This window comes from Metabacillus arenae (assembly GCF_014773385.1).
Classification (GTDB): domain Bacteria; phylum Bacillota; class Bacilli; order Bacillales; family Bacillaceae; genus Metabacillus_D; species Metabacillus_D arenae.
The window spans coordinates 50,151-71,820 of record NZ_JACXAI010000024.1; the positions used below are offsets into that span (position 1 = coordinate 50,151).

General features: G+C 35.9%; 22 protein-coding genes. 10 read left to right on the forward strand and 12 right to left on the reverse strand.

Going from position 1 to position 21,670, the window contains the following annotated elements; all coding sequences use genetic code 11:
• Window positions 1–40: 40 nt before the first annotated feature.
• The 5 genes from IC621_RS17400 to IC621_RS17420 form a co-directional block, all read right to left on the reverse strand.
• The gene (locus tag IC621_RS17400; protein WP_318153074.1) at window positions 41–1,267 is read right to left on the reverse strand and encodes a molybdopterin-dependent oxidoreductase; all 1,227 of its coding nucleotides are present in this window, start codon (window positions 1,265–1,267) and stop codon (window positions 41–43) included.
• Entirely contained in the window at window positions 1,239–2,321 is a 1,083-nt protein-coding gene (locus tag IC621_RS17405) for a HAMP domain-containing sensor histidine kinase (RefSeq protein WP_191159759.1), read from the reverse strand. The genes IC621_RS17400 and IC621_RS17405 overlap by 29 nt, the downstream gene beginning before the upstream one ends.
• The gene (locus IC621_RS17410) at window positions 2,318–3,028 is read right to left on the reverse strand and encodes a response regulator transcription factor (protein WP_191159761.1); all 711 of its coding nucleotides are present in this window, start codon (window positions 3,026–3,028) and stop codon (window positions 2,318–2,320) included. The genes IC621_RS17405 and IC621_RS17410 overlap by 4 nt, the downstream gene beginning before the upstream one ends.
• A 71-nt stretch (window positions 3,029–3,099) precedes the next feature.
• A complete protein-coding gene (locus tag IC621_RS17415) occupies window positions 3,100–3,423 on the reverse strand; it encodes a hypothetical protein (protein ID WP_191159763.1) in 324 nt (107 codons plus the stop codon).
• Between the two features lie 431 nt (window positions 3,424–3,854).
• The gene (locus IC621_RS17420) at window positions 3,855–4,355 is read right to left on the reverse strand and encodes a VOC family protein (RefSeq protein WP_318153075.1); all 501 of its coding nucleotides are present in this window, start codon (window positions 4,353–4,355) and stop codon (window positions 3,855–3,857) included.
• A 443-nt stretch (window positions 4,356–4,798) separates the two neighbouring features.
• Between IC621_RS17420 and IC621_RS17425 the strand changes: the two genes are divergently transcribed.
• Window positions 4,799–5,791 (forward strand): LacI family DNA-binding transcriptional regulator, encoded by a 993-nt coding sequence (locus IC621_RS17425; RefSeq protein ID WP_191159767.1) that lies wholly within the window; start codon window positions 4,799–4,801, stop codon window positions 5,789–5,791.
• 105 nt (window positions 5,792–5,896) lie between these two features.
• Here the strand turns inward: IC621_RS17425 and rbsK are convergent, their stop codons facing one another.
• Window positions 5,897–6,850 (reverse strand): ribokinase, encoded by a 954-nt coding sequence (gene rbsK, locus IC621_RS17430; RefSeq protein WP_191159769.1) that lies wholly within the window; start codon window positions 6,848–6,850, stop codon window positions 5,897–5,899.
• Window positions 6,851–6,867: 17 nt separating this feature from the next.
• A complete protein-coding gene (gene rpe / locus IC621_RS17435) occupies window positions 6,868–7,563 on the reverse strand; it encodes a ribulose-phosphate 3-epimerase (RefSeq protein WP_191159771.1) in 696 nt (231 codons plus the stop codon).
• Between the two features lie 765 nt (window positions 7,564–8,328).
• Between rpe and IC621_RS17440 the strand changes: the two genes are divergently transcribed.
• Together IC621_RS17440 and IC621_RS17445 are read left to right on the forward strand one after the other, a co-directional pair.
• Window positions 8,329–9,615, forward strand: coding sequence for an MFS transporter (locus IC621_RS17440; protein WP_224752615.1), 1,287 nt, complete (start codon window positions 8,329–8,331; stop codon window positions 9,613–9,615).
• A 460-nt stretch (window positions 9,616–10,075) separates the two neighbouring features.
• Complete coding sequence (locus IC621_RS17445) at window positions 10,076–10,486, forward strand: VOC family protein (RefSeq protein WP_191159773.1); 411 nt, start codon at window positions 10,076–10,078, stop codon at window positions 10,484–10,486.
• A gap of 103 nt (window positions 10,487–10,589) precedes the next feature.
• Here IC621_RS17445 and IC621_RS17450 read toward each other — a convergent pair whose 3' ends face one another.
• On the reverse strand, window positions 10,590–11,147 hold the full coding sequence (locus tag IC621_RS17450; RefSeq protein WP_191159775.1) for a helix-turn-helix domain-containing protein: 558 nt from the start codon (window positions 11,145–11,147) through the stop codon (window positions 10,590–10,592).
• Window positions 11,148–11,242: 95 nt separating this feature from the next.
• Here IC621_RS17450 and IC621_RS17455 point away from each other — a divergent pair, with 95 nt between their 5' ends.
• The 6 genes from IC621_RS17455 (at window position 11,243) to IC621_RS17480 (ending at window position 16,760) form a co-directional block, all read left to right on the forward strand.
• On the forward strand, window positions 11,243–11,968 hold the full coding sequence (locus tag IC621_RS17455) for an AzlC family ABC transporter permease (protein WP_191159776.1): 726 nt from the start codon (window positions 11,243–11,245) through the stop codon (window positions 11,966–11,968).
• Window positions 11,965–12,291 (forward strand): AzlD domain-containing protein, encoded by a 327-nt coding sequence (locus IC621_RS17460; protein WP_191159778.1) that lies wholly within the window; start codon window positions 11,965–11,967, stop codon window positions 12,289–12,291. Before IC621_RS17455 ends, IC621_RS17460 begins: the two co-directional genes overlap by 4 nt.
• Window positions 12,292–12,582: 291 nt before the next feature.
• Window positions 12,583–14,247: a GMC oxidoreductase gene (locus IC621_RS17465; protein ID WP_191159781.1), complete on the forward strand. Its 1,665-nt coding sequence runs from the start codon at window positions 12,583–12,585 to the stop codon at window positions 14,245–14,247.
• A 38-nt stretch (window positions 14,248–14,285) separates the two neighbouring features.
• The gene (locus tag IC621_RS17470) at window positions 14,286–15,056 is read left to right on the forward strand and encodes a hydroxypyruvate isomerase family protein (protein WP_191159783.1); all 771 of its coding nucleotides are present in this window, start codon (window positions 14,286–14,288) and stop codon (window positions 15,054–15,056) included.
• A 430-nt stretch (window positions 15,057–15,486) separates the two neighbouring features.
• A complete protein-coding gene (locus tag IC621_RS17475) occupies window positions 15,487–15,966 on the forward strand; it encodes a hypothetical protein (RefSeq protein ID WP_191159785.1) in 480 nt (159 codons plus the stop codon).
• A gap of 200 nt (window positions 15,967–16,166) precedes the next feature.
• Window positions 16,167–16,760 (forward strand): DUF6944 family repetitive protein, encoded by a 594-nt coding sequence (locus tag IC621_RS17480; RefSeq protein WP_191159787.1) that lies wholly within the window; start codon window positions 16,167–16,169, stop codon window positions 16,758–16,760.
• A 210-nt stretch (window positions 16,761–16,970) separates the two neighbouring features.
• On the opposite strand, the gene IC621_RS17485 is transcribed toward IC621_RS17480, so the two are convergent.
• Entirely contained in the window at window positions 16,971–17,711 is a 741-nt protein-coding gene (locus IC621_RS17485) for an SDR family oxidoreductase (RefSeq protein ID WP_191159789.1), read from the reverse strand.
• A gap of 423 nt (window positions 17,712–18,134) precedes the next feature.
• Window positions 18,135–18,713, reverse strand: coding sequence for a TetR family transcriptional regulator (locus tag IC621_RS17490; RefSeq protein ID WP_191159791.1), 579 nt, complete (start codon window positions 18,711–18,713; stop codon window positions 18,135–18,137).
• 373 nt (window positions 18,714–19,086) lie between these two features.
• On the opposite strand from IC621_RS17490, the gene IC621_RS17495 reads away from it, so the two are divergent.
• Window positions 19,087–19,674, forward strand: coding sequence for a CBO0543 family protein (locus IC621_RS17495; RefSeq protein WP_224752616.1), 588 nt, complete (start codon window positions 19,087–19,089; stop codon window positions 19,672–19,674).
• Window positions 19,675–19,944: 270 nt separating this feature from the next.
• On the opposite strand, the gene IC621_RS17500 is transcribed toward IC621_RS17495, so the two are convergent.
• Together IC621_RS17500 and IC621_RS17505 are read right to left on the reverse strand one after the other, a co-directional pair.
• Window positions 19,945–21,408: a sodium:solute symporter family protein gene (locus tag IC621_RS17500; RefSeq protein ID WP_191159793.1), complete on the reverse strand. Its 1,464-nt coding sequence runs from the start codon at window positions 21,406–21,408 to the stop codon at window positions 19,945–19,947.
• A 31-nt stretch (window positions 21,409–21,439) separates the two neighbouring features.
• Window positions 21,440–21,658: a hypothetical protein gene (locus tag IC621_RS17505; protein ID WP_191159795.1), complete on the reverse strand. Its 219-nt coding sequence runs from the start codon at window positions 21,656–21,658 to the stop codon at window positions 21,440–21,442.
• Between the last annotated feature and the right edge of the window lie 12 nt (window positions 21,659–21,670).

A 21,670-nucleotide genomic window follows, 5' to 3' on the forward strand; every position in this document is an offset into this window, starting at 1 on the left:
TACCAACGGATGGTCATTATTCCTACTAATATTTAATTTGCTAGTTCACCCACGCATCTTGGGAGTATCCTCGTTTTTCCCAATATCCGATATGTTCATTCTCAATTAACTCAACTCGGTTCAACCACTTGACAGACTTGTAGGCATACATTTTCGGAACGATCAATCTGACCGGTCCACCATTCTTTTCTGTGATTAATTCTCCATCTATTAAAACGGCTGCCATTACATCATCAAGCATGGCTTGATCCAGCGATAATGTATCTGTGTAAACACCATCTGCTGAATAAAACTTTACGTATTTTGCTGACTCTTTGACACCTGCTTGCTGTAACAGAGTTCTTAAAGGTATGCCTTCCCATGTTACTGAATAAACACTCCAGCCAGTCACACAATGGAAATCACTTACTTGGACATCTCTTTTAAGCTGAACAAATTGATCCCAATTATAGGTACTCAGTTTTTCTACTAGACCATCAATTGTAAAACTCCAATTCTTATCGTTTAATTTTGGAATTTCAGTTACTGTGTAGTAACGAAATTGCCCCTTCCTTCCACCCCCAATTGGCGGGGCAGACTTTGCATTTGCTTTTGGAATTGGAGAAAATTGATTCCCATTTGAAACAGAAGCCTTCTCGGTAACTGATGCGAAATTCAGCTGAAACCATCTACCAACCACTGGAAAGAACATAAGGGCAATAACGCTTCCACTTAACATACGCAAAAACGTTCTTCGCTTATAGATTGGATTTCCATTTTCAATAAGCATCGGCTCTTCTTTAATTTCTACTTTATTAAAGCGTTTTTCCAGTTTTTTAAACCATTTACTTCTCGTCATACTATGATAAATGACATATGGCAACCCTACCCAAGTTGCAGCATCATGGATGATTAAAGCCCATGAACTAACGATGGGTGGAGTGATCCTATGAAAAGTTAATAAAATACCAGAAATAATGAGGATAATTAAAATCGTTAATACTAGCCTAAGATTCAGCCGATTATTCTTCTTTTTACTCAAAGTTCTAACATGCTTTTTCATTTTAGGAAAATAAAAGAACAAGGGAATACAGCTAATAACACCTACCCAAATATGAAGATCTTTCATCAAGACACGGATAGATGGAAAAGCAGAGCGAAAAGTAGAAGAAAACAAAAGCAAACCGGTCAAGCTTAATAAGAAAAACGAGATTGCATTATAATGATGCAATTGAATAAGCTTCTTACCGAAATTTATGTTACCTTGAAATAAAATCCTCAAATTCACTCTTTTCTTCCACCTCATTTCTATTAATTGGCAAGACAATCATAAATTCGCTCCCTTTTCCCACTTCACTTCCGGCTGTAATGACGCCGTTATGTTTTTCTACAATTGTTTTCGCTATGGCCAGCCCAAGTCCAGCACCACCAAATTTTTTATTACGGGATTTTTCAATTCGATATGTTCTTTCAAAAATATGAGGAAGCTCTTCCTTACTAATTCCTTCACCCCTATCTCGAATAGAGACTTTAATTTTTTGATTTGGCAAAGTAACAACGGATAGTGTAATTAATCCACCTTCTTCTGAAAACCGAATGGCATTGTCCAATAAATTAAATAAGACTTTTTGAAAATAAAGCCGGTCAACATGAATGGATGGAATTTGATTGGGAAGCTTCACATCGATTTCAATATTTTTTTGTTCTAAATGGATTTGCTCATGCTCAAGGACTGCGAGTAACAATTCATCAACTCGAATTGGTTCGTATGAGAGCCTGATCCCGCCCGAATCCAGTAAGGATAGCTGGAACAACTGTTGAATAAGTTGATCAAGGCGTTCTGTTTCCAGCCCAATTGTACGTAAATACCGATGAAAGGTAGCATCATCTTCTACAACTCCATCTTGAATTGCAGCAACAAATGCTTTTATAGATGACATCGGTGTTCTTAAATCATGAGAGATATTGGCTACCAATTCCCTCCGCCTTGTCTCTGCCTGTTTAATTTGGTTAAAAGCGTCATTTAACCTGACATTCATATGATTGAAACGGATTGTTAATTCTTTAATTTCAGCTGGACCTTCAACAGGAAGGGAGTGATCAAACTTACCTTTTTCCATTTGGTGAGACTGTTTTACGAGTAATTGAATAGATCGTTCCACTGGTTTTGTAAGAAGATAATGAACAAAACTAGACAAAAGGGATGAAAAAATCGTGATGATTGATAACCAAATAATGATGTGATTTGGTAATACCATGTACATATAACTTACAAATAAGAAGGTAAACATGATTAAAACACTTACACTATTGGCAATCAAAAAAATCCATTTTATTTTCATTCGATTTCACCAGGCGAGAATTTATATCCAATTCCCCATACTGTTTGAATATATTTTGGCTTTGAAGGATTTTCCTCAATTTTTTCACGCAGCCGCCGTACATGCACCGTAACAGTTGTCGTATCATCATCAAATTCTGTTTGCCATACTTTATATAAAAGCTGAGAACGAGAGAATACTTGCTTCGGATGTGAAGCAAGTAGATTGAGTAAATCAAATTCTTTCATAGTTAATTCGATTTTTTTCCCAAGAAGAAACACTTCTCTATTTGCAGTGTGAATGGTTAACGAATCTGCTTTAAGGATATGTTCTTCATCCTTCTCATGTATAGAACGTTTGCTGTAATCTAATAATCGACAAATGGCATTTATTCTTAACACTAATTCTCTTGGGTTAAAAGGTTTTGTTATATAATCATTCGCACCGATCGTTAAGCCCACTAACCGATCATATTCCTCACCTTTAGCTGTTAAAATCACAACGGGGATATCATCACTTTGGCGAATTTCTTCACACACCTTCCAACCATCTACATAAGGCATCATTAAATCTAAGATTATCACGTGAAACTCATTTTCTCGCCAAAGCTGGAGAGCCTCTTCTCCATTAACAGCAGTTACAACCAAATAGCCTTCCCGTTCCAAATACCGCCTGCATACATCTAGAATCGCAGGTTCATCATCTACAAGTAAGATGCGTTTATTCAAGTACTTTTCATTCCTTTATACATTTTACCTTTATATTAACACTAACTTCTTCTAAATAAATAATTGCCAGATTACATCCCATCCTTCTTTTCTTCGCTCTCCATGCCATCTTCCATCATTTCTTCATCTTCCATTTTCTCCTCTTTTTCCATCATGTCTTTTTCTTCCATATCACTTTTCTCTTCCATATCCCCGTTTTCTTTCATCTCATCGTTTTTTTCCATCTCTTCTCCGTTACTCATGTCCCCATTTTCTTCTTTTTCCATATCGTCGCTCATTTCTTCTTCTTTCATATCACCTGTGTTTGAGGTATCTTCGTTTGCATTTCCACAAGCAGCTAGAAATAATACACCTGCCATCGTCATCGTCATAAATAAAAACTTCCAATTTTTCATTTTCACTCTCTCCTTTGTTCTATCATTCGATTCGCTATTTATCGTACTAAGTAAATCTTGCTTCAAAATAAACAAAGTATTAAATAAGTCTTACATTTTGATAAATACTATAAAATACTTTGATCACTGCCTAAAAGAATAAATATTTCATATTCTCTAACTCCTAACATGGGAAAGGAGCCTCATTAGCAAGTGTCTGGCGGGCTCCTTTCTCTATGAACTCATTGACTGTACAGTTACCCGATAAATCAACATTTATTATAGTAGCAGCATATGTAAACATGCGGTATACAACTTTAAGGATATTCTGAAAAAAAAATCCCAATCTCTCAGTTTAAATTGAGAAATTGGGATTTAACTCTTTGATTCAATGATGTGCACGATTTAATTCTAAAAGTTCAGGCAGGTCGGCTGCACTTTTTTTAGTATCGTTATCCTTCATACGCTTGCCTTAAAGTTTTTACATCCATTTTCTTCATTTTGAGCATTGCATTCATAACTCTTCCCGACTTTTCAGGATCGGGGCCGCTTATCATCTCGTATAGGATTGTAGGCACAATTTGCCATGATACCCCGTATTTATCTTTCAGCCAACCGCACACTTGCGCCTTTTCATCTCCACCTTCTGAGAGATTTTCCCAATAATAATCTACTTCTTCTTGTCCCTCGCAATTGACGATAAAGGATATGGCCTCATTGAATTGGAAGTGCGGACCGCCATTTAATGCTACGAAAGGCTGTCCTTCCAGCTGGAATTCCAAGGTCATGACTGTTCCCTCTGGTATCCTGTTGATCTCATACGTTTCTTTCCCATATCGAGTAATCCTGCCGATCTTGGAATTATTGAAGATAGAAACGTAAAAATTCACTGCCTCCTCAGCTTGCATATCAAACCACAAATTAGGTGTAATTTTTTCGATTTTGTTTTCCACCATTTTCTCCTCCTCGTTTTCGGGTGTTTGTTAAATCACCGTTATGTAAGCGTTATGATTTGTGTAAAGGCTCCTTTCTATCTCATAAAATATTTCTAATCCTACTATTACATAAAAAACAAGACGTCGTTTCTTCTAAATTGCTATATTTATATGTTTAGACCTGAGAAAAACAGACAAGCAGCTGCAATAATCATCTACCGTATTTCCAAAAACGGAAGAACATGTTCTATTCCTCACCCGCTAACTTAAGAATGAAGCACTCCCAATAGGTGATTGTATTCTTTAGCTGCGGGAGTATCAGATCAGGCTTCCTTGATACCACTAAGATTGACAGATTAAATTAAAGAGTGATAAGATTTTGGGAATCGGTTACGTGTAAGGATTTATAATTTCGTTTTACTTTTTACGTAACATATGTAACGTTAGTGGAGGTAGTTCAGTTGGCTACAATTAGAGATGTTGCTGAGAAAGCAGGAGTGTCTACAGCAACTGTATCAAGAATTATTAATAATAAAGGCCAAGCAACACCTGAGACGATTGCTAGAGTACATGCAATTATTAAAGAATTGGGTTATAAACCTAACGTTGTTGCACAAAGCTTAACAAGTAAAAAGTCAAATACAATTGCTTTACTTGTTCCAACAATAAAAAACCCTTTCTTCCCAGAGTTAGCTCGAGGGATAGAAGATGTTGCGAATTCTAATGGAATGAACATCTTTCTATGTAATACAGATGATGAGAGAGTAAAATTAAAGAACTACCTTGTTTCCCTACAAGAAAGATATGTAGATGGGATTATTATTAATTCTCTTACCTTAAACAATGAAGACTTAGATGAGCTTCATTCTAATGGAATTCCCTCTGTTACATTAGACCGATCCATCTCCACTCATAATTTCTCTTCTATCACCGTTAAACATAGAGAAGGTGCCCAACTTGCTACAAAGCATCTAATTGACATTGGTTGCAGGCGAATTGGAATGATTCGTGGACCAGAAGATGATATTACTGCTGTTCAAAGAATGTGGGGATATAGAGATTATGTAAAAGATTTTGATTGGTTTGACCAAAGTTGGATTGCTCTTGGAGATTTTAGTGTACAAAGTGGTTATTATTGTATGAAAGAACTTTTCCAGCGTCATCCGGATATAGATGGAGTCTTTGCATCTAATGATTTAATGGCGATTGGTTTATTAAAAGCTGCTCATGAATGGGGACGAAAGGTGCCAGATGAATTAGCAATTATAGGTTTTGATGGGATTGATATGTCGCAATATACTTACCCTCCGCTCTCTACCATTAAACAACCCATCTATGAAATGGGAAAAATGGCAATGGAGGATCTATTAAGGTTAATTAAAGACCCAAAGCTTGATTATAATAAAAGAGAACTCGATGTTGAACTCATGTTACGAGAATCATCTATGCGATAATAAAAAAGAGAAACCAAAGGGAAGATTTGAATCGATTTTTGGTTTCTCTTTTTATATGATAATTAGTAAACAGTGTTGCTCTAAATCAATAGTTACTTAATAAATTTATGCTTGCAAAGTTTCAAATAAATAATGTGAAATCCCTCTCTCTTCACAAAATTTATTGACTTCTTCAATTGTTGGCACCCCTGCTTGTGCACCTTGTTTTGTTACCTTTAATGCAGCTACAATGTTTGCAAATTTGGCTGCTGCAGCAATATCAGTTCCATCTGATAAAGCAAAAGCAAGAGCTCCAGCAAATGAATCTCCCGCACCAACAGTATCCATTGCTTTCACTTGAATAGCTTCGATATATTCTGTATTTCCACTTTGATAGACTAGAGATCCTTTCTCTCCCATTTTAATGATGGAGTTCTTTACACCAATTTGATTGAAATATTCAGCAGCTTGGAAGGCGGAATCTAAATCCGAGATATCTATGCCTGTTATTTGTTTCGTTTCTTGTTTATTAGGAACAATTAGATCCGCATAGTGCAATGCACGTTCTGTAATGCCATCTGCTGGAGCAGGATCTAGAACAACTAACATTCCTTTATTTTTTGCTTGAATCATTGACTCAATAACTGCTTCCTCAGGAATTTCCATCTGTACTAATAAAACTTTACTATTATTGATTTTTGAGAAAGCATCTCGAATATCCTTTGAGGTTAAATCATCGTTTGCCCCTTTAACAACTAGCATTGTATTTTCAGCTGTATGGTCTACAGTAATAATTGCACAACCAGTGGAAGTATTATTTACCTGTTTTACAAAAGAAGTGTTAACATGATTCTCTTTTAAAGCACGAATCATGGTATCACCATATAAATCACAACCAATCGAACCAATCATATTCACTGTTTTTCCTAATCGTGCACTTGCAACAGCCTGATTAGCACCTTTCCCGCCAGGAAGCGTTACCATTTTCCTCCCAAAAATGGTTTCCCCACGATTGGGATATTGGTTCGTAAAGGATACGATATCAACATTAATACTTCCAACTACGGTTATCTCCCCCATTACTACACCTCCGATCTTTAAATGAGATTAGGTTCAAAATTACTTGTATTGTTATGTTCTATAAACTGTCTTAAGTTTGTTACAGCTTCTTCAAATGTGATATCTGGTTTAAATAATGAAGACGTACCACATACCAGCATATTTGCTCCATTTTCTAAGACTCCAGGAATCGTTTCATATCCAATGTTTCCGTCAACCTGAATATTTATGTTATAGCCTTCTTTAAAGAGCATATCTTTTAAATCACTTAATTTTTGATACATTAAAGGGATGAATTTTTGACCAGCGAATCCTGGGTTAACTGTCATGACAGTTATATAATCTACTACATCTAAGACGTATTTAAGTTCCTCGATTGGAGTAGATGGGTTAAGAGCAACTCCTGCTCTCAATCCATTATCACGAATTGTTTGCAATGTTCTTTGTAAATGCTCTGTTGCTTCAGTATGAACGGAAATCATGTCAGCACCTGCTTCAATAAAAGTAGATAAGTGGTTTTCAGGATTTTTAACCATTAAATGAACATCAAAAGGTTTTTTTGTATAAGGTCTTATACTTTTAATCATGTCAGGTCCCATTGTGAAATTAGGAACGAAGCTGCCATCCATTACATCCAAATGAAAAAAGTCTACACCAGCTTGATCTAATATAATTACTGATTCTTTTAGTACTCCCATATCCGCACACATTAAAGATGGACCAATTAAAGTCATAGTTTCAAAGCCTCCTAATTTTGTATAAAACTTTTTATGTAGAATTGTTCTACCTTCAAAGTTCCACTTTAGTAGAATAGTGACTGTTATAGATACTTAGTAAAAATTTAGTTCTTTGCGTTTTTGTGAAAAACTTAATTTGTTACATTTGTTACAAAAACCATAACAAAAAACTATCAAGAACATTACGTAACCGGTTACGAAAAATCGTATCACTTATGGTTTGATTTTGTCAAACAGAAATTTTTTTCATGATATATAATATAAAGAGGTTATTATTTTAAGTTAAATACAGGATTTTAATAAAAATCTAAAAATAAATAACCATCCGTAACCGCTTGCATGTATAAAAGGGTTGTGATAATATACAGAAATAAGTGCTACACCTAGTAAAAAAGTGTATTACTTTTTACGTAACCGGTTACCTGAATTTATTAATAATAGTAAACAGTTTTAGGGGGATTAAATTGAGGAAACATGAGGAAATGGCTAAACATTATTAACAACAGGAAATTCTGTAATTAGATTTACCACAAGAACTATGTGAGAGTGCAGCAAAAGTAGTTTCAAAAAGTGGCGGAGGTTACTTAAGATGTGACGTGAAAATAAAAAAGAAACAGAAAAAAATAGTGCTGATAGTGTAAGCGCTATTGGTCCTTTAGATTTCTTATAAATTACGCCGTTGTTCTTAATTCCTGATCATGTACTAAATAAATCTATTTAATAGTCGGGTTATACTAATCTACATATTTAGGAGGGTTACAGTTGAAAAATGTAAACGCTATTACTAATATAGGTCAAAAAACAATCCTTGGAATGCCTAAATCTCTATTTTGGGGATTTGTTGCAATATTAATCTTTATGACAGGAGACGGGGTTGAACAAGCATTTCTTTCAAAACAAATCGTAGAAATGGGGTTTTCTCCTGCAGATTCAGCTATGGTTTTTACAGTATACGGGGTTACTGTTGCACTTGGTTCATGGTTAGCAGCTTTATTTGCTGATATTTGGGGTCCAAGACGGACTATGTTAATCGGACTAATGATATGGATCGTTTTTCATGTTGGTTTTATCTCTCTTGGAACAGTGCCGGAAGATTTAAATATGATGTTGATTATGTATGGTTTACGCGGCTTTGGGTTTCCGCTATTTGCCTATTCGTTTGTTGTTTGGATTGCTTATGCTACACCGCACAAAAAACTCCCTACAGCGATGGGATGGTTCTGGTTTGCTCACTCACTAGGGCTTGGTGTATTCGGTTCTTACATGCCTAGCTTTACTATTCCCGCTATCGGCTATAATGGTTCGCTTTGGTTAGGGTTAATTTTTGTCATTATTGGTGGATTAGTAGGCGTACTTATGACAAAAGGAAACTATGAAAAACCTAAAAATGAAAACCCTGCTGAAACAATAAAGAAAGGGATTACAATCCTTTTTACTAATAATAAGATAGCTATTGCGTCAGCAGTAAGGATTATAAATCAGTTAGCTGTCTATGGTTTTGTTGTAGCAATGCCATTATTTTTAACAAGTGAGGAAGTTGGTTTTACGACTTCTCAATGGCTGCAAATATGGGCTGCTATGTACTTAGTAAATATTTTCTTTAATTTATTTTGGGGATTTGTCGCAAATAAAATGGCATGGAACAAAGTGGTTCAGTATTTCGGTTGTATTGGATTAGCGATTGCTTGTTTATTATTCTATTACGTTCCAATCACTTTTGGCCCCAATTATTGGTTAATGCTATGTGTATCAGGTTTCTTTGGAGCCGTTCTTGGAGCATTCGCTCAAATGTCTGCAATTTTTGCAGCAATTGATCCAGAGAACAGAGGAGCAGCAATGTCAATTCACAATCTATCTGCTGGATTAAGTCAATTTATAGGGCCAGCATTAGCAGGTCTACTATTTTCATTATTCGGAACAGAGGGATTAGTTTGGTCATTAGCAGGATTCTATCTATTAGGGTTTGTCCTTGCGCAATTCTTAAAAATTGAACAAGAACAACCTTTAGCAGAGAAAGAGAGTCCTAACCTTGTAAATAAAGCATTATAATCATGAAGTCTTCTTCAATCCCAATAGGGTAAACCCTATTGGGATTTTTAAATTTTACGAAAATAGCAAATTTTAAAACGGGTTGCCTTAATACTTATTTTATTTCACATAACGTGTTCACCCTTGGTAATATGAGGCTTTTCCTAATCGTTTGTTTGGAATAATACAGATGACAACTATCCTCATGCTACAAAATAAAGATGATTCTAATACAACTTTCTTTGCCAACTATACCTTCTGTCGATAGTCTAGTCCATCGTGATATAATTCTACCGCTTTTTCTACCCAAAGTAATAACACTGTTTCTCCCACAGCTAAAGCAGCGGTTTTTCTTCAACTCACTCTGTCATTAAACAATGTTTTCAAAAAAATCTCAAAAATAGCAATCGAAAAGAAATCAATATAAAGTGAATTGATATAATTGAAATAGTTCTTAATCAAAACTCAAGGAGGAATAACCATGACAGTAAGTCTCACCCCTTATATCACTCTGGAAGGAAACGCAAAGGAAGCTATTCAGTTTTATGAAAAAGCATTGGGTGCTGAAGTCCTCTCGATCATTACATACGGAGAAATGCCTGATTCTCCCTCTGACGATCTGAAAAACCTTGTGGCACACGCAATGATAAAAGTTGATGAAGCAGAACTCATGTTTTCCGATTCACCAGGTTCGCCTATTAAAAAGGGTAATCAAGTTACGATTTGTATTTCAACTAACGATGTAGAGAAATCCAAACAAATTTTTGAAGCCTTGCGACAAAATGGTCAGGTTAATATGCCACTTGAAAAAACTTCCTTTAGCCCTGCTTTTGGTGATGTAACGGACAAATTCGGCGTAACCTTTCAAATTTATACTGAAGGTCAAAAATAAATTACGGAAAAAGAGCTGCTTAAAATAATGAGCTGCTCTTTTTTTATTACATAATTTGTATCAAAATAAGCCATATCCGTTTATCCTTCGCAAATAAAATTGTTCATGCTTCTGGTTCTGGGTAATACATAAGTAGAAAAAAACTTGCTAATTCATCGGTAGAATTTATATAACTATGAGGTGTCATTCCTGTAAATTGCAGGGCATCTCCAGATTCCATTACATGTTCCTTCCCTTGAAGATTTACTGTTAATTTACCTTCTTTTATTAATAGATACTCCTCCCCTAAATGGGATTTCGCTTCATGTGAACACCCTGGTTTAAGTTCAACTATGTAAATTTCAAACTTTTTCTCAGGATGATAAGGAAAGAAAGAATAGACGAGGTAATTACCTTCATTATCTGAGACAGGATCTAATTCCTTTATATTTATTTTTTTTACTTTAGGAACGTCTTCCTTCATAAATAGAGAAAATGATACCTGAAGTCCATTCGCAATTTTCCACAGAGTGGTGACAGTGGGATTGGATTTACCTTTTTCAATTTGGGCAAGCATAGCTTTACTAACTCCTGTAAATTCAGAAACTTGATCAAGAGTAAGATTTCTGCTTTTCCTGAGATTGGACAGGTTTCTCGCAATAATAGCCTGTATATTATCCATGAATGCTCTCCTTAAATTCTTTTGAAATGATTATAACACACCCTTGTTTGTTATAACGTAAATTTGTATAATATGATAAACAAGGAGGAGGAATAATGATTACAGAAACAACAGTAGTTAATCAAGAAGAGAAAAGCCCAACGTTTACTCAAGGGATGAAGGATTGTGTACCAACATTGTTGGGATATATGAGTATTGGTTTTGCATTTGGGATCGTTGGTGTGGCCTCAAATCTGAGTGTAATGGAAATCGCCCTATTATCAGCGTTAGTATATGCTGGAGCAGCTCAATTCATTATATGTGCTTTGTTAGTGGTGAATAGTCCTATGTCAGCAATTATCATAACAACCTTCATTGTAAATTTACGTAACTTTCTTTTAAGCGCAACTCTTGCTCCTCATTTTACTAAGTATTCTTTAATGAAGAATTTAGGTATTGGAATTCTCGTTACAGATGAGTCGTTTGGTGTGGCCTCAAACAAAATCATAAAGGGTGAACCGATTAATGACCGTTGGATGAATGGATTAAATGTTACAGCTTATATTTTTTGGATACTATCTTGTGTGGCAGGTGCCATTTGCGGTAATTGGATCTCCAATCCAGAAGTGTTCGGCTTGGACTTTGCCCTAATTGCCATGTTTTTAGCTTTACTTGTTTTGCAATTAGAAAGTGTTATACATTCAAAATTAAAGCAGTATTTATGTTTAATAGTTTATATGACAATAGCTATGATTCTTTTATCTCTTTTTATAGAATCTCATCTAGCTGTTATTATAGCAACCATTATCGTAGCTACTATTGGGGTGGTGACAGATAAATGACTGTTGGATTAACCACCCTTATAGTGATAATTTGCTGTGCATTAGTCACCATTATTCCGCGAATTATTCCTTTTTTAGTTGTTCGGAATATAGCCCTGCCAGAACCAGCATTAAAGTGGCTGTCTTATGTACCCGTGTGTATACTTACAGCACTTGTGGCAGAAAATTTTATTATCCAAACCAATCAGTCGTTAAGAATTGATTGGTCCGTCATTGTAGTCTTAATCCCTACTCTTCTAATTGCTATTAAAACAAAAAGTTTGTCAATAACTGTAATTAGCGGTGTCGTCTTAATGGCTGTCTTACGATTTTTTATGTATTAACAAAATAATCATTAACAAGGAGACAATGCTGCTGCAAGCTGTCTCTTTATAATCTACAAATTATATAAAACGGAGCACAAAAAGGGTTATAAATGGTCAATGAGTCACCATGTTATGACCCTTTTTAATATCATGTAACCTGCTGCCTGTTTCGAATTGATAAATCTGTATTGATGGGCAATTTTCAAAAAAAAACATAAAGTCATAAACCACCAAATCATTGAATACATTGAAGTTGGATTACAAATTTTTGTAGAAAAGCCCTAAAAAACAAAAGGTTAGGTGATAGAGTTGAGAATCTATATTGCAGACATTAATGATACTTTGCGAACGATTGCAAAAAAATTCAACTTCTCTATAGAGACGCTGCTTTCATTAAACCCAAACATAACCAACCCCGATCATGAAGTAGCAGGTGTACAAATTTGTTTGCCACCTGATTCTCATCGTTCACCTCCTTTTTCAGATATTCCGAATTGCGCTAATCCGTTTCTATATCCTTTTGAATATTATTTGGATCAGTGGATCCCTTTGACCTCAATTGAAGAGATGGCCAGCAAAGAATACGACTTCATCATTGCAGGTACAGGATTCGGTGGTGGAGCTGTGCTTTGGAGGCTATGTGAAAAATGGAGAAATACCGGTAAACGTATTGCTGTCATCGAAGCAGGTGATTTGGTCTTGCCAACGAACATGAATAATATTCCTACACTAAACGGTGATCGCAATATGCGTTTTTTTACAAATCCTAAGCGTTGGAGAACCATTTCTACTGTAAATTCAATTAGTTTAGACGAATCGACTCCTCTAAAATCGTCCCCCTACTATTTCAATGAATTCTTTGGATTAGGAGGAAGAAGTTTGTTTTGGGGCGCTGTTACCCCTCGAATGCACCCAATTGATATAGCGCAATGGCCTGTCTCTTTGAAGGAGATGAACCGATATTACACGATTTCCGAGCAAATGATGAATGTTTCTACTGAATACGTTAAAAACTCTACATTTTCAGAAATCCTTCTTAACCGCTTGCTTAATAATGGATTTCCAGAAACATCTTTATTACCTATTGCAGCTGACACACAGCCAACACAATTTGGAAATGTTCATTCTAATGTATTTTTTAGTTCTTTGGAGTTTTTTGCCTGGGCCTTAAGTTTGTCGAGCTTTGATCTTGCTGTAAGAGCACGTGTGGCGAAAGTGCTTACCGACCAAGGAAAGACTGTAGGTGTTGAAGTCATGTCCCGCGATAAAAAGAAGTATCACATAAAAGGGAAGAATGTTGTCTTATCCGCAAGTACGTTTGAAACTCCGCGAATATTACTTTACTCTGGTATTCCCGGCAAAGCAATTGGGCATTATTTTACAACTCATTCTCGTGTAGAAGGAATGGTCAACTTTCTAACAGCCGACTTCCCTGAAATTCTAGGGACTGCGGGGGTGTTAATTCCTCGAACAACAGAAAGAGAGTATCAAATTCAAATCGGTTACAATGCCTATTTATACGAATTAATCCCTAGAGCCATGCAAGAGGATGTCTGGTTTGGTGCTTCTGGGGTAATTGAATCACGATATGAAAATTACGTATCACTAAATCCAGACAAAGTAGATGATTATGGAATCCCTGAACTTGAAATTCAATTCTCATATAGTTTGAAGGACAAGGAAGTAATCCAGCAGATGATTGAAGGAATAAAAAGCGCGTCGGTTGCTGCGCAAGGCTTGTTAAGATCACTTTGTTTAGGTGATCCCGGCCTTGTCTATCATGATATGGGTACTTGCCGGATGGGGATTGACCCTGCTACTTCTGCAACCAATCCAGATGGCCAAATTCATGGTATCCAAGGACTTTATGTAGCGGACAATAGTGTAATACCGACGAGCGGAGCAGCAAACAATACATTAACAACTGTTGCTTTGGCAACGCGGACTGCCGATAAAATAATGAAACACTTTTAATTAATAGTGTTTGTTCAAAAATTTTAGGGGGAAAGGGAATGGAATTTTCGGTTAATATTGAAACGGTTTATTCAAACCATGATTATATTAGAGGAATGGTAGAAGTAAAACGGATAGGCTTTCATGCTATTGAGATAGGAGTTTGGTGGGACAAAAATTTACAGGAGATTTTTGTTGCAAGTCAGAGGCTTCAACTAAGAATAACAGGAGTTGTTACCCAATTTATCAGTTTAACTGACCCTTCTAAGAGACAAGAATACGTAGAGGGGCTTAGGCAAACGATTGAAATTGCAAAGATGCTTAGGTGCAAAACAATTATATCCCAGGTTGGCCAAGAAATAGCCGGTGTTCCAAGAAGAGAACAGCACCAAAGCATTGTAGCAGGGCTAAAAGCATGTGTTCCTTTCTTAGAAGAAGCAGGAATGATGCTTGTTATTGAACCTCTCAATACAATCGTTGACCATCCGGGATACTACTTGGACAGTTCAAAGGAAGGATTTCAAATTGTTGAACAGGTAGCCAGTCCTTATATCAAGGTTCTTTACGATATTTACCATATGCAAATTATGGAGGGCAATATTATCTCTACTATTGTTAATAATATCGACCATATTGGTTCCTTCCATATTGCTGGCGTTCCAGGAAGACACGAACCCTATACCGGAGAACTCTATTATATAAATATATTAAAAGCTATTCAGGAAACTGGATTTAAAGGGTATGTTGGATTGGAATATTTTCCACTTTTAAATCCTAAGCTAAGTCTGACGAAGTTTTTCAATTGGATTAAAGCGGAGGGGCTTATCTAACAAGATTTGAAGCATCAACATTCTCTTTGTCAATGACTCTATTCTTTTCATTATATTAACATGACCAAAGATAAATAACTACCTTATTGTTCCTTTTTATGAAATAATTTTTATTTTTGTGAACAACCTTTTGCTTTACTCATCTTCACTAATATACTCATCATTTTCCCATCGCAGTTTCCCCCCAAATCGAACACATGTTTTATTTATTATACTATCCTGAGAAGGAAGAGACAAGAATTGACACTATATTTCATTTTTTTAATTATCAAATTTATCCCCATAGCTCAGAGCAGTGGGCTTTTTTCAACTCATTCTGTCATAACTTCCGGCAGCAATAGTAGGGATTGGTATATTTTTGAACTCATTAACTCAAGATAAACCTACTATAAAATTTATGATCGTAAAAATATTAAAAAAAGGTGATTGAATGGAATTTTTGATGAATGATGGTGAATGGTATGTTTGGACCTTAGTGTTGATTTCCATATTGACCATTTTGATGATGCCTAAAAAAAATTTAACTTGGGCAGGTGTCTTTATTACTTTGAGTGTAGGAGGATACTTGGCTTGGTTTTCTAATTCTGTTATTGGAAGCTCAATTGATTTATTCGATCTAGCTCAAAAAAAGACTACTGAGTTTAGTGATGCTAGTTTACTTACCTTTGTTCCCCCATGTATCGCTACTATTTATGTTAATTTTTATAACCCTCAAAAAGGATGGTTCTTTGCAATTACTTTTACCCTAGTGTGTTTTGTTTTAGAATGGCTGTTAGTTATAGTTGGCTACATGGAAAATATTAATTGGAAAACATGGTATGGGATACCTGTTTATTTCTTCTTCTTTAAATTCTTCTTTCCATTTTTATTAAGATTACTTTCAAAAAAGCTCGTTAAAACAGAATCTTGATCTAAAAAATTTTCTTTCTTAGGCTTCACATTTTCTAGTGTTTTTTCATTTATAATCATGGGAATCTTCCCAATCCCCCTTTTCATCAATCTACATCATACACTTGGTGCAGTGTATTTCACTCTAAAACTTTTTTCTGACGTTGGAATACCCACTTGAATATAATTTTTAGATAAGTATTTAACAGTGGGAGTTTAAACATGAATACCCAATTCAAAGAAATCCTTGGTTCGGAGATAGCTGCAGTAGGAACAATTATGTCTGCAATTGGAAATACGCCTTCAATATCCATACCAAGTGATTTGCAAAACAGCCTTGATTTGTGGGGAAATGTCCTTCAGGCAGCTGGGAATGCTCTACAAGCGGACGGACAAGAAGAAATTTCTCTTGAAAAGATTGGGAATGAGGTTCAATCAATTGGAAATATTACAGTCATTGCAGGGACAGTTATTGACTTTGAAAAAGAATCACAACAGAAATTGGTGATTAGCGGGAATTTATTACAAGCTTTAGGTGGACTTGTTTCAATGGCGGACGAGATTGGGGACGATGATTCAAGTGCAGGCCGGTCATACAGCATAATCGGAAATTTATTACAATCAATTGGGAATTCAATGCAGGCTATAGGCGGAGGGTATGAATTAAAAGAGAATTATAGCCGGTATATTGACCGTTATCAAGATAAAAACGGTCAAGTATTAATTACGAATGGAAGCTGGATTCAAGCGATCGGCTCTGTCCTTTCAGTCATTGGACAGATAAAAGAAGAGTCACAGGAAACAAATGATATTTAGACTTAGCCGTGGTTTGGATTAATCGGTAGATTAAACTTTTCTTAATGTTATCAGCCAAAAGATATTTTTCTATATATTATCAGGTTATCGTTTAACCAACAGTTCTTGTGTTCAAGCAATTAAATCCAGCATGACCTGCTTCTTCTTGTCCAAATCATAAGGCCTGCTTGTCTGAAAGTAGATCGAACAGGCCTTTTTTGGTGGAATCATTTAAATAAATCCGCCATTTACTCGCAAAGTCTGACCGGTTACCCATTGCGATTTCTCACTTACTAAGAATTCGATAACGTTCGCAATATCTTCCGTTTCACCGAGGCGGCCGAATGCATTCATCTTTTTGATTCCTTCGATTTGCTGTTCTGTTTTTCCTACATTGAATAGCTCGGTGTTAACCGGTCCCGGAGCAACTGCATTAATCGTAATTTGTTTTGGACCGAATTCCTTTGCAAGCTGACGGGTGAATTGTTCGATAGCACCTTTTGTGCCCGTATATACGCTGTATGCCGGAAACATTTGCCCGACGACGGACGTAGAAAAGTTCACAATTCTGCCTTGATCTTCCATGTATTTCATCGCTTGCTGGCAAGCAAAGAAAGTGCCTTTTACATTAACGGCAAATTGTTTGTCGAAGTCGGCTTCTGTTACTTCTGCAAGCGGCTTCGTGATCATCAGCCCTGCGTTGTTAATCAGAATATCTACTTTACCGAATGCTTCGATGGTTTTTGTGAACAAGGATTCCACGCCGCTGACCATACTAAGATCAGCACGAATTGCCACGGCTTCTCCGCCCTTTTGATGAATGCCTTCCACTACGTCTTCTGCTTTTCCCGAACTGCTTGAATAATTGATCACCACTTTAGCACCCAGATCGGCTAGTTGTTCGGCAATGGAACGGCCAATTCCTCTCGAAGACCCTGTTATGATGGCTACCTTTCCTTTTAAGTGTTTCATTTTTATTTACCTTCTTTCCGTTCTGTTATTTGAGTCGAAACCGATACGCTTCAAAAAATCGATGCGAAATTATTCAGAAAGTTTGGTTACTTGTTCAGCACCCTTGCCGACAAAATCGATTACCGACCTGGAGGGTCGTTTCCCTTTAGGTTCTTGATGCCCCTAAGTCGAAAAAAAGTGCAAATCGGGCATCATAAGAGGCACTTGATACCCCGAAGTTGGAAAAAAAGAGCAACAGCCTGCGGATTATGAGCATCTTCAGGTATCAATGGCAGAATTTATTGCCAGAATTTATATTTCGTATACCTGCATAAACGGTATGTCCTTTTTCTACAAGTGCTTTTTCCGATCGATTCTCAACACCTTTTGGAGTGTCTGTTACAAAAATTATTAAACTTTTTATTTTCTCCGCTTTTCACTTTTTTATAAAAAGCCTTTTTCTAACAGTTCCCAAACGTCATTAAATTCTTGATCAATCGTATCTCTTTTCCATTCATACGCATGAGCAGGATGATGATATCGTGCTGTCGCGTAAAAGATGCTGCGTGCCAATTGTGCAGGGTCACCCGAATCGATGCCGCCGCCGATAATCATGTCACGTATTTGCTCTAAAATGTGACCAATATGTCTGTTAATTAGCTCGGTAGCTTCATTTGTTACTTTGGCATACATGTTAAACAGTTCTTCATCTTCTCGAGCATAGTACCTCTTAAGCTCAATTAATTTCTGTACATAAGCTCTTACACGTTCAGCACCTTTCATGGAAGATTTCTCATACACATCCGTCAAAGGTTTAAGAATCCTTTCATCCAGCCACATTTCAGTAGCTGCTTCCAAAATCTCTTTCTTGTTCTTGAAATGACGATAAATCGTTCCGTGACTTACGTTCAATACTTTAGCTACATCCGTTACAGAGGTTTTGGCTACCCCAAATCGTCTGAGAGTTTCTTCCGTTGCTAAAAGTATTTGCTCTTTGGTTAACACTTCTGAAGATTTCTTCATAATACTACGACCAACTAAATTCGTCGTATGTGTCACCTCCTTGAAATCATAATAGCATAACAAATATCAAATGACAAATTTCATTTTTTGTCATTTTAAAGTTATAACTTGAAAAATCCTACATTTCCGTAATAGGATTTTCTATCAACACTTTTGTATTGATAAATAATTGTGAATTTTGGCCAATATAACCAAACTATGTCTGAAAAAAGAAATAACATTTCAACTTGGATCAATCTATCTATGAAAGAATTAAAAAAACGTTGGGAGAAATACGAAAGAAGCACTCAAAAATGAGTGCTTTTAAAAATCTCCATACATTTAATTCTAAATTTTACAGATACTAATAAAAAACAATTGTGGAGTGTTCGTTTTGAAAGAAACAATTGAAAAAGAACAGTTAGAATTTTATGAAAAAGTAAGATCCTTCACAGAGGAAACCACACAATTACGAACAGATTATTGGTATGATTATTCAAATTTAAGCACCTGGCAATTTTGGGTTATTTTACTATTCATGTTTATTGTACCGTTAGTTGTATTGTACTTTTTTATTGATAGAAAGAAGATATTTCTTATTGGATTTTATGGATTTAACATTCATGTTTGGTTTGGATATATAGACTCATGGGGAAATAACAAAGGTTTATGGGGCTATCCTTATGAACTTATTCCGTTAATTCCAGGTAGTCTATCTCTAGATGCAGCATTAATTCCTATCCTATTTATGCTGGTCTACCAGTGGACACATCATCATAGAAAAAATTACTATTTATACTCGATAGGCTTATCCCTCATTTTATCTTTTGTTTTAAAACCAATATTAGTGATGCACAATCTATTCGTGTTGCATAAGTGGGTTCATTATTATCATTTCTTCATAGCGTATTGTTTAGTATTTCTTTTTTCAAAACTCATTACAAATATTTTTATAACAATGCAGAAAAAAGGAGCTAATTAAACATCTAAGCCAACAAAATTGCAGTGTTTTCCTATGTCGCATTTGTGATTACAGCTCTTTATAAATCCTAATATATCAACTTTTATAAATATACCCAATAGTAGGAGTAAAATACGACCTAACTCCTTTAACTAACGAAGCTCTTATGCTTAGGCAATAAATTTCGGAACTTCGCTTTTGTGCGGTTTTTTTAAAAATTTAATAGAACAAAAAAGACTGCGTTATAAAAAACACAGCCCCAAGCACTCCTATAGAGTTTGAATAAAATTTTTATTGCTGCAAGAAGAATTGATTGGTGATTTTTTGATTTTGGGCACTTTGAGTCAACAAGCTTACAGCTACTAAGCAAACAGTATTAGCAAGCATTCCCCACATTTGCGGGACAATACCAAATGGAGCTGGAATCGGCCCAAAAGTGAAGAATAATGATGTGGCTATACCCACGATGAATCCGGTGATTGCTCCTTCCTTGGTGACCTTTTTCCAATACAGTGCTGCGATAGTTAACGGGAAGAATTGGCAGACTCCTCCGTATGCTTGTGCTAAAATTGTCCATAAGAAAGCGGGTTTTGTTAAAGACAAAAAGTAAGAAAGGATACAAATTAACACAATACATAACCTTGATACTTTCAATACACTGTCATCTTGTGCGTCTTTTTTTGCAATCTTAGAGTATAAATCTTTCGATATTAAAACGCCCTCTGCATGGATGAGGCTATTGACAGTTGATAAAGATGCTGCGATGCCTCCTGCACCCAATATTCCAATCACCCATGGCGGTGCAAATTGATTTGCCAAAACTAATAGTGCTGTATCAGGGGCATCTAAATTCGGTAATAATACGGCAGCAACTAGTGCTCCAAAAACAATTGGAAGCTGTGCAAAAAGACTTGCAAATATAATGAAAGAGCCTACTTTCCTTACTGATTTCACTGAATCTGATGCATATATTCTCATAAAGAGATGCGGCCACATGTATCCGCCTAGTCCAATTACCCATGTCATGGATAAAAAGTATGTCCATGTCACACCTTCAGGCCCAGGCATTGTCAGTAATTCAGGAACTTTTAATTCGGCTTGCCTAAATAAATTCGGAACTGTACCGAATCCTTTTATTGTAATTAAAGCTACAACTCCCCAAATACTAATTAAGAAAAGGATCCCTAAAAACACATCTGTCCAAGCAACGCTTCTTACCCCGCCAAAATAAATGAAGGTCAGACAAATGAGTAATCCTATTAATACTCCCAACCAGTATGGGATTTTTCCATCCGTAAACACTTCTAAAATGTACCCGGTCCCAACCATTTGAACGACAATATAGGGAATCATAAAAATAATTCCTATAAGACTTGCTAAATAGCCCATTGTATTACTTTTAAATCTATCAATAAACATATCAGCCTGGGTAATATATTGTTTCCGATCACTAATTTCTTTTATTTTAGGTCCAAGAAAGAAAAAGACGAGCCCTGCTATCGCACTGCTTGTAAAACCAAACATCCATTGCAAACCTTTTGTATAAACCTCTGCAACTGCCCCTAAAAAGAGAGAAGAGCTATACCATGTTGCCATCGTTGTGAAAAATATTAACACAACCCCTAAACCTCTTTTTCCAAGGAAAAACTCGTCTACAGATAATTTTTCATTGACCTTTTTTGCACCAATTGCAGGAAGCAGCCCAATACCTAACGTTAGTATTAAACAGGAGAAGATGATAATGATTACGGTCATTACTTACACCTCAGCTTTTTTCGAGATTAAATTATTGTTCATCCGGCTTACTGTCTACAATTTTTGAGTAGACAACAACTAAAACAAATAACATAAATGGCCAAAAAATATTCCAAAAGGCGAAAAAAGGGATACCAAGTACAAATGGTTGGATTTTATTCGCCAATATGACAATGGGAGTAGCTGTCATCAATAGTGAAAAAATAATTAGCAATAAGACTATTTTTTTGCCCTTTTCTGAATTACCCATATACTATCTCTC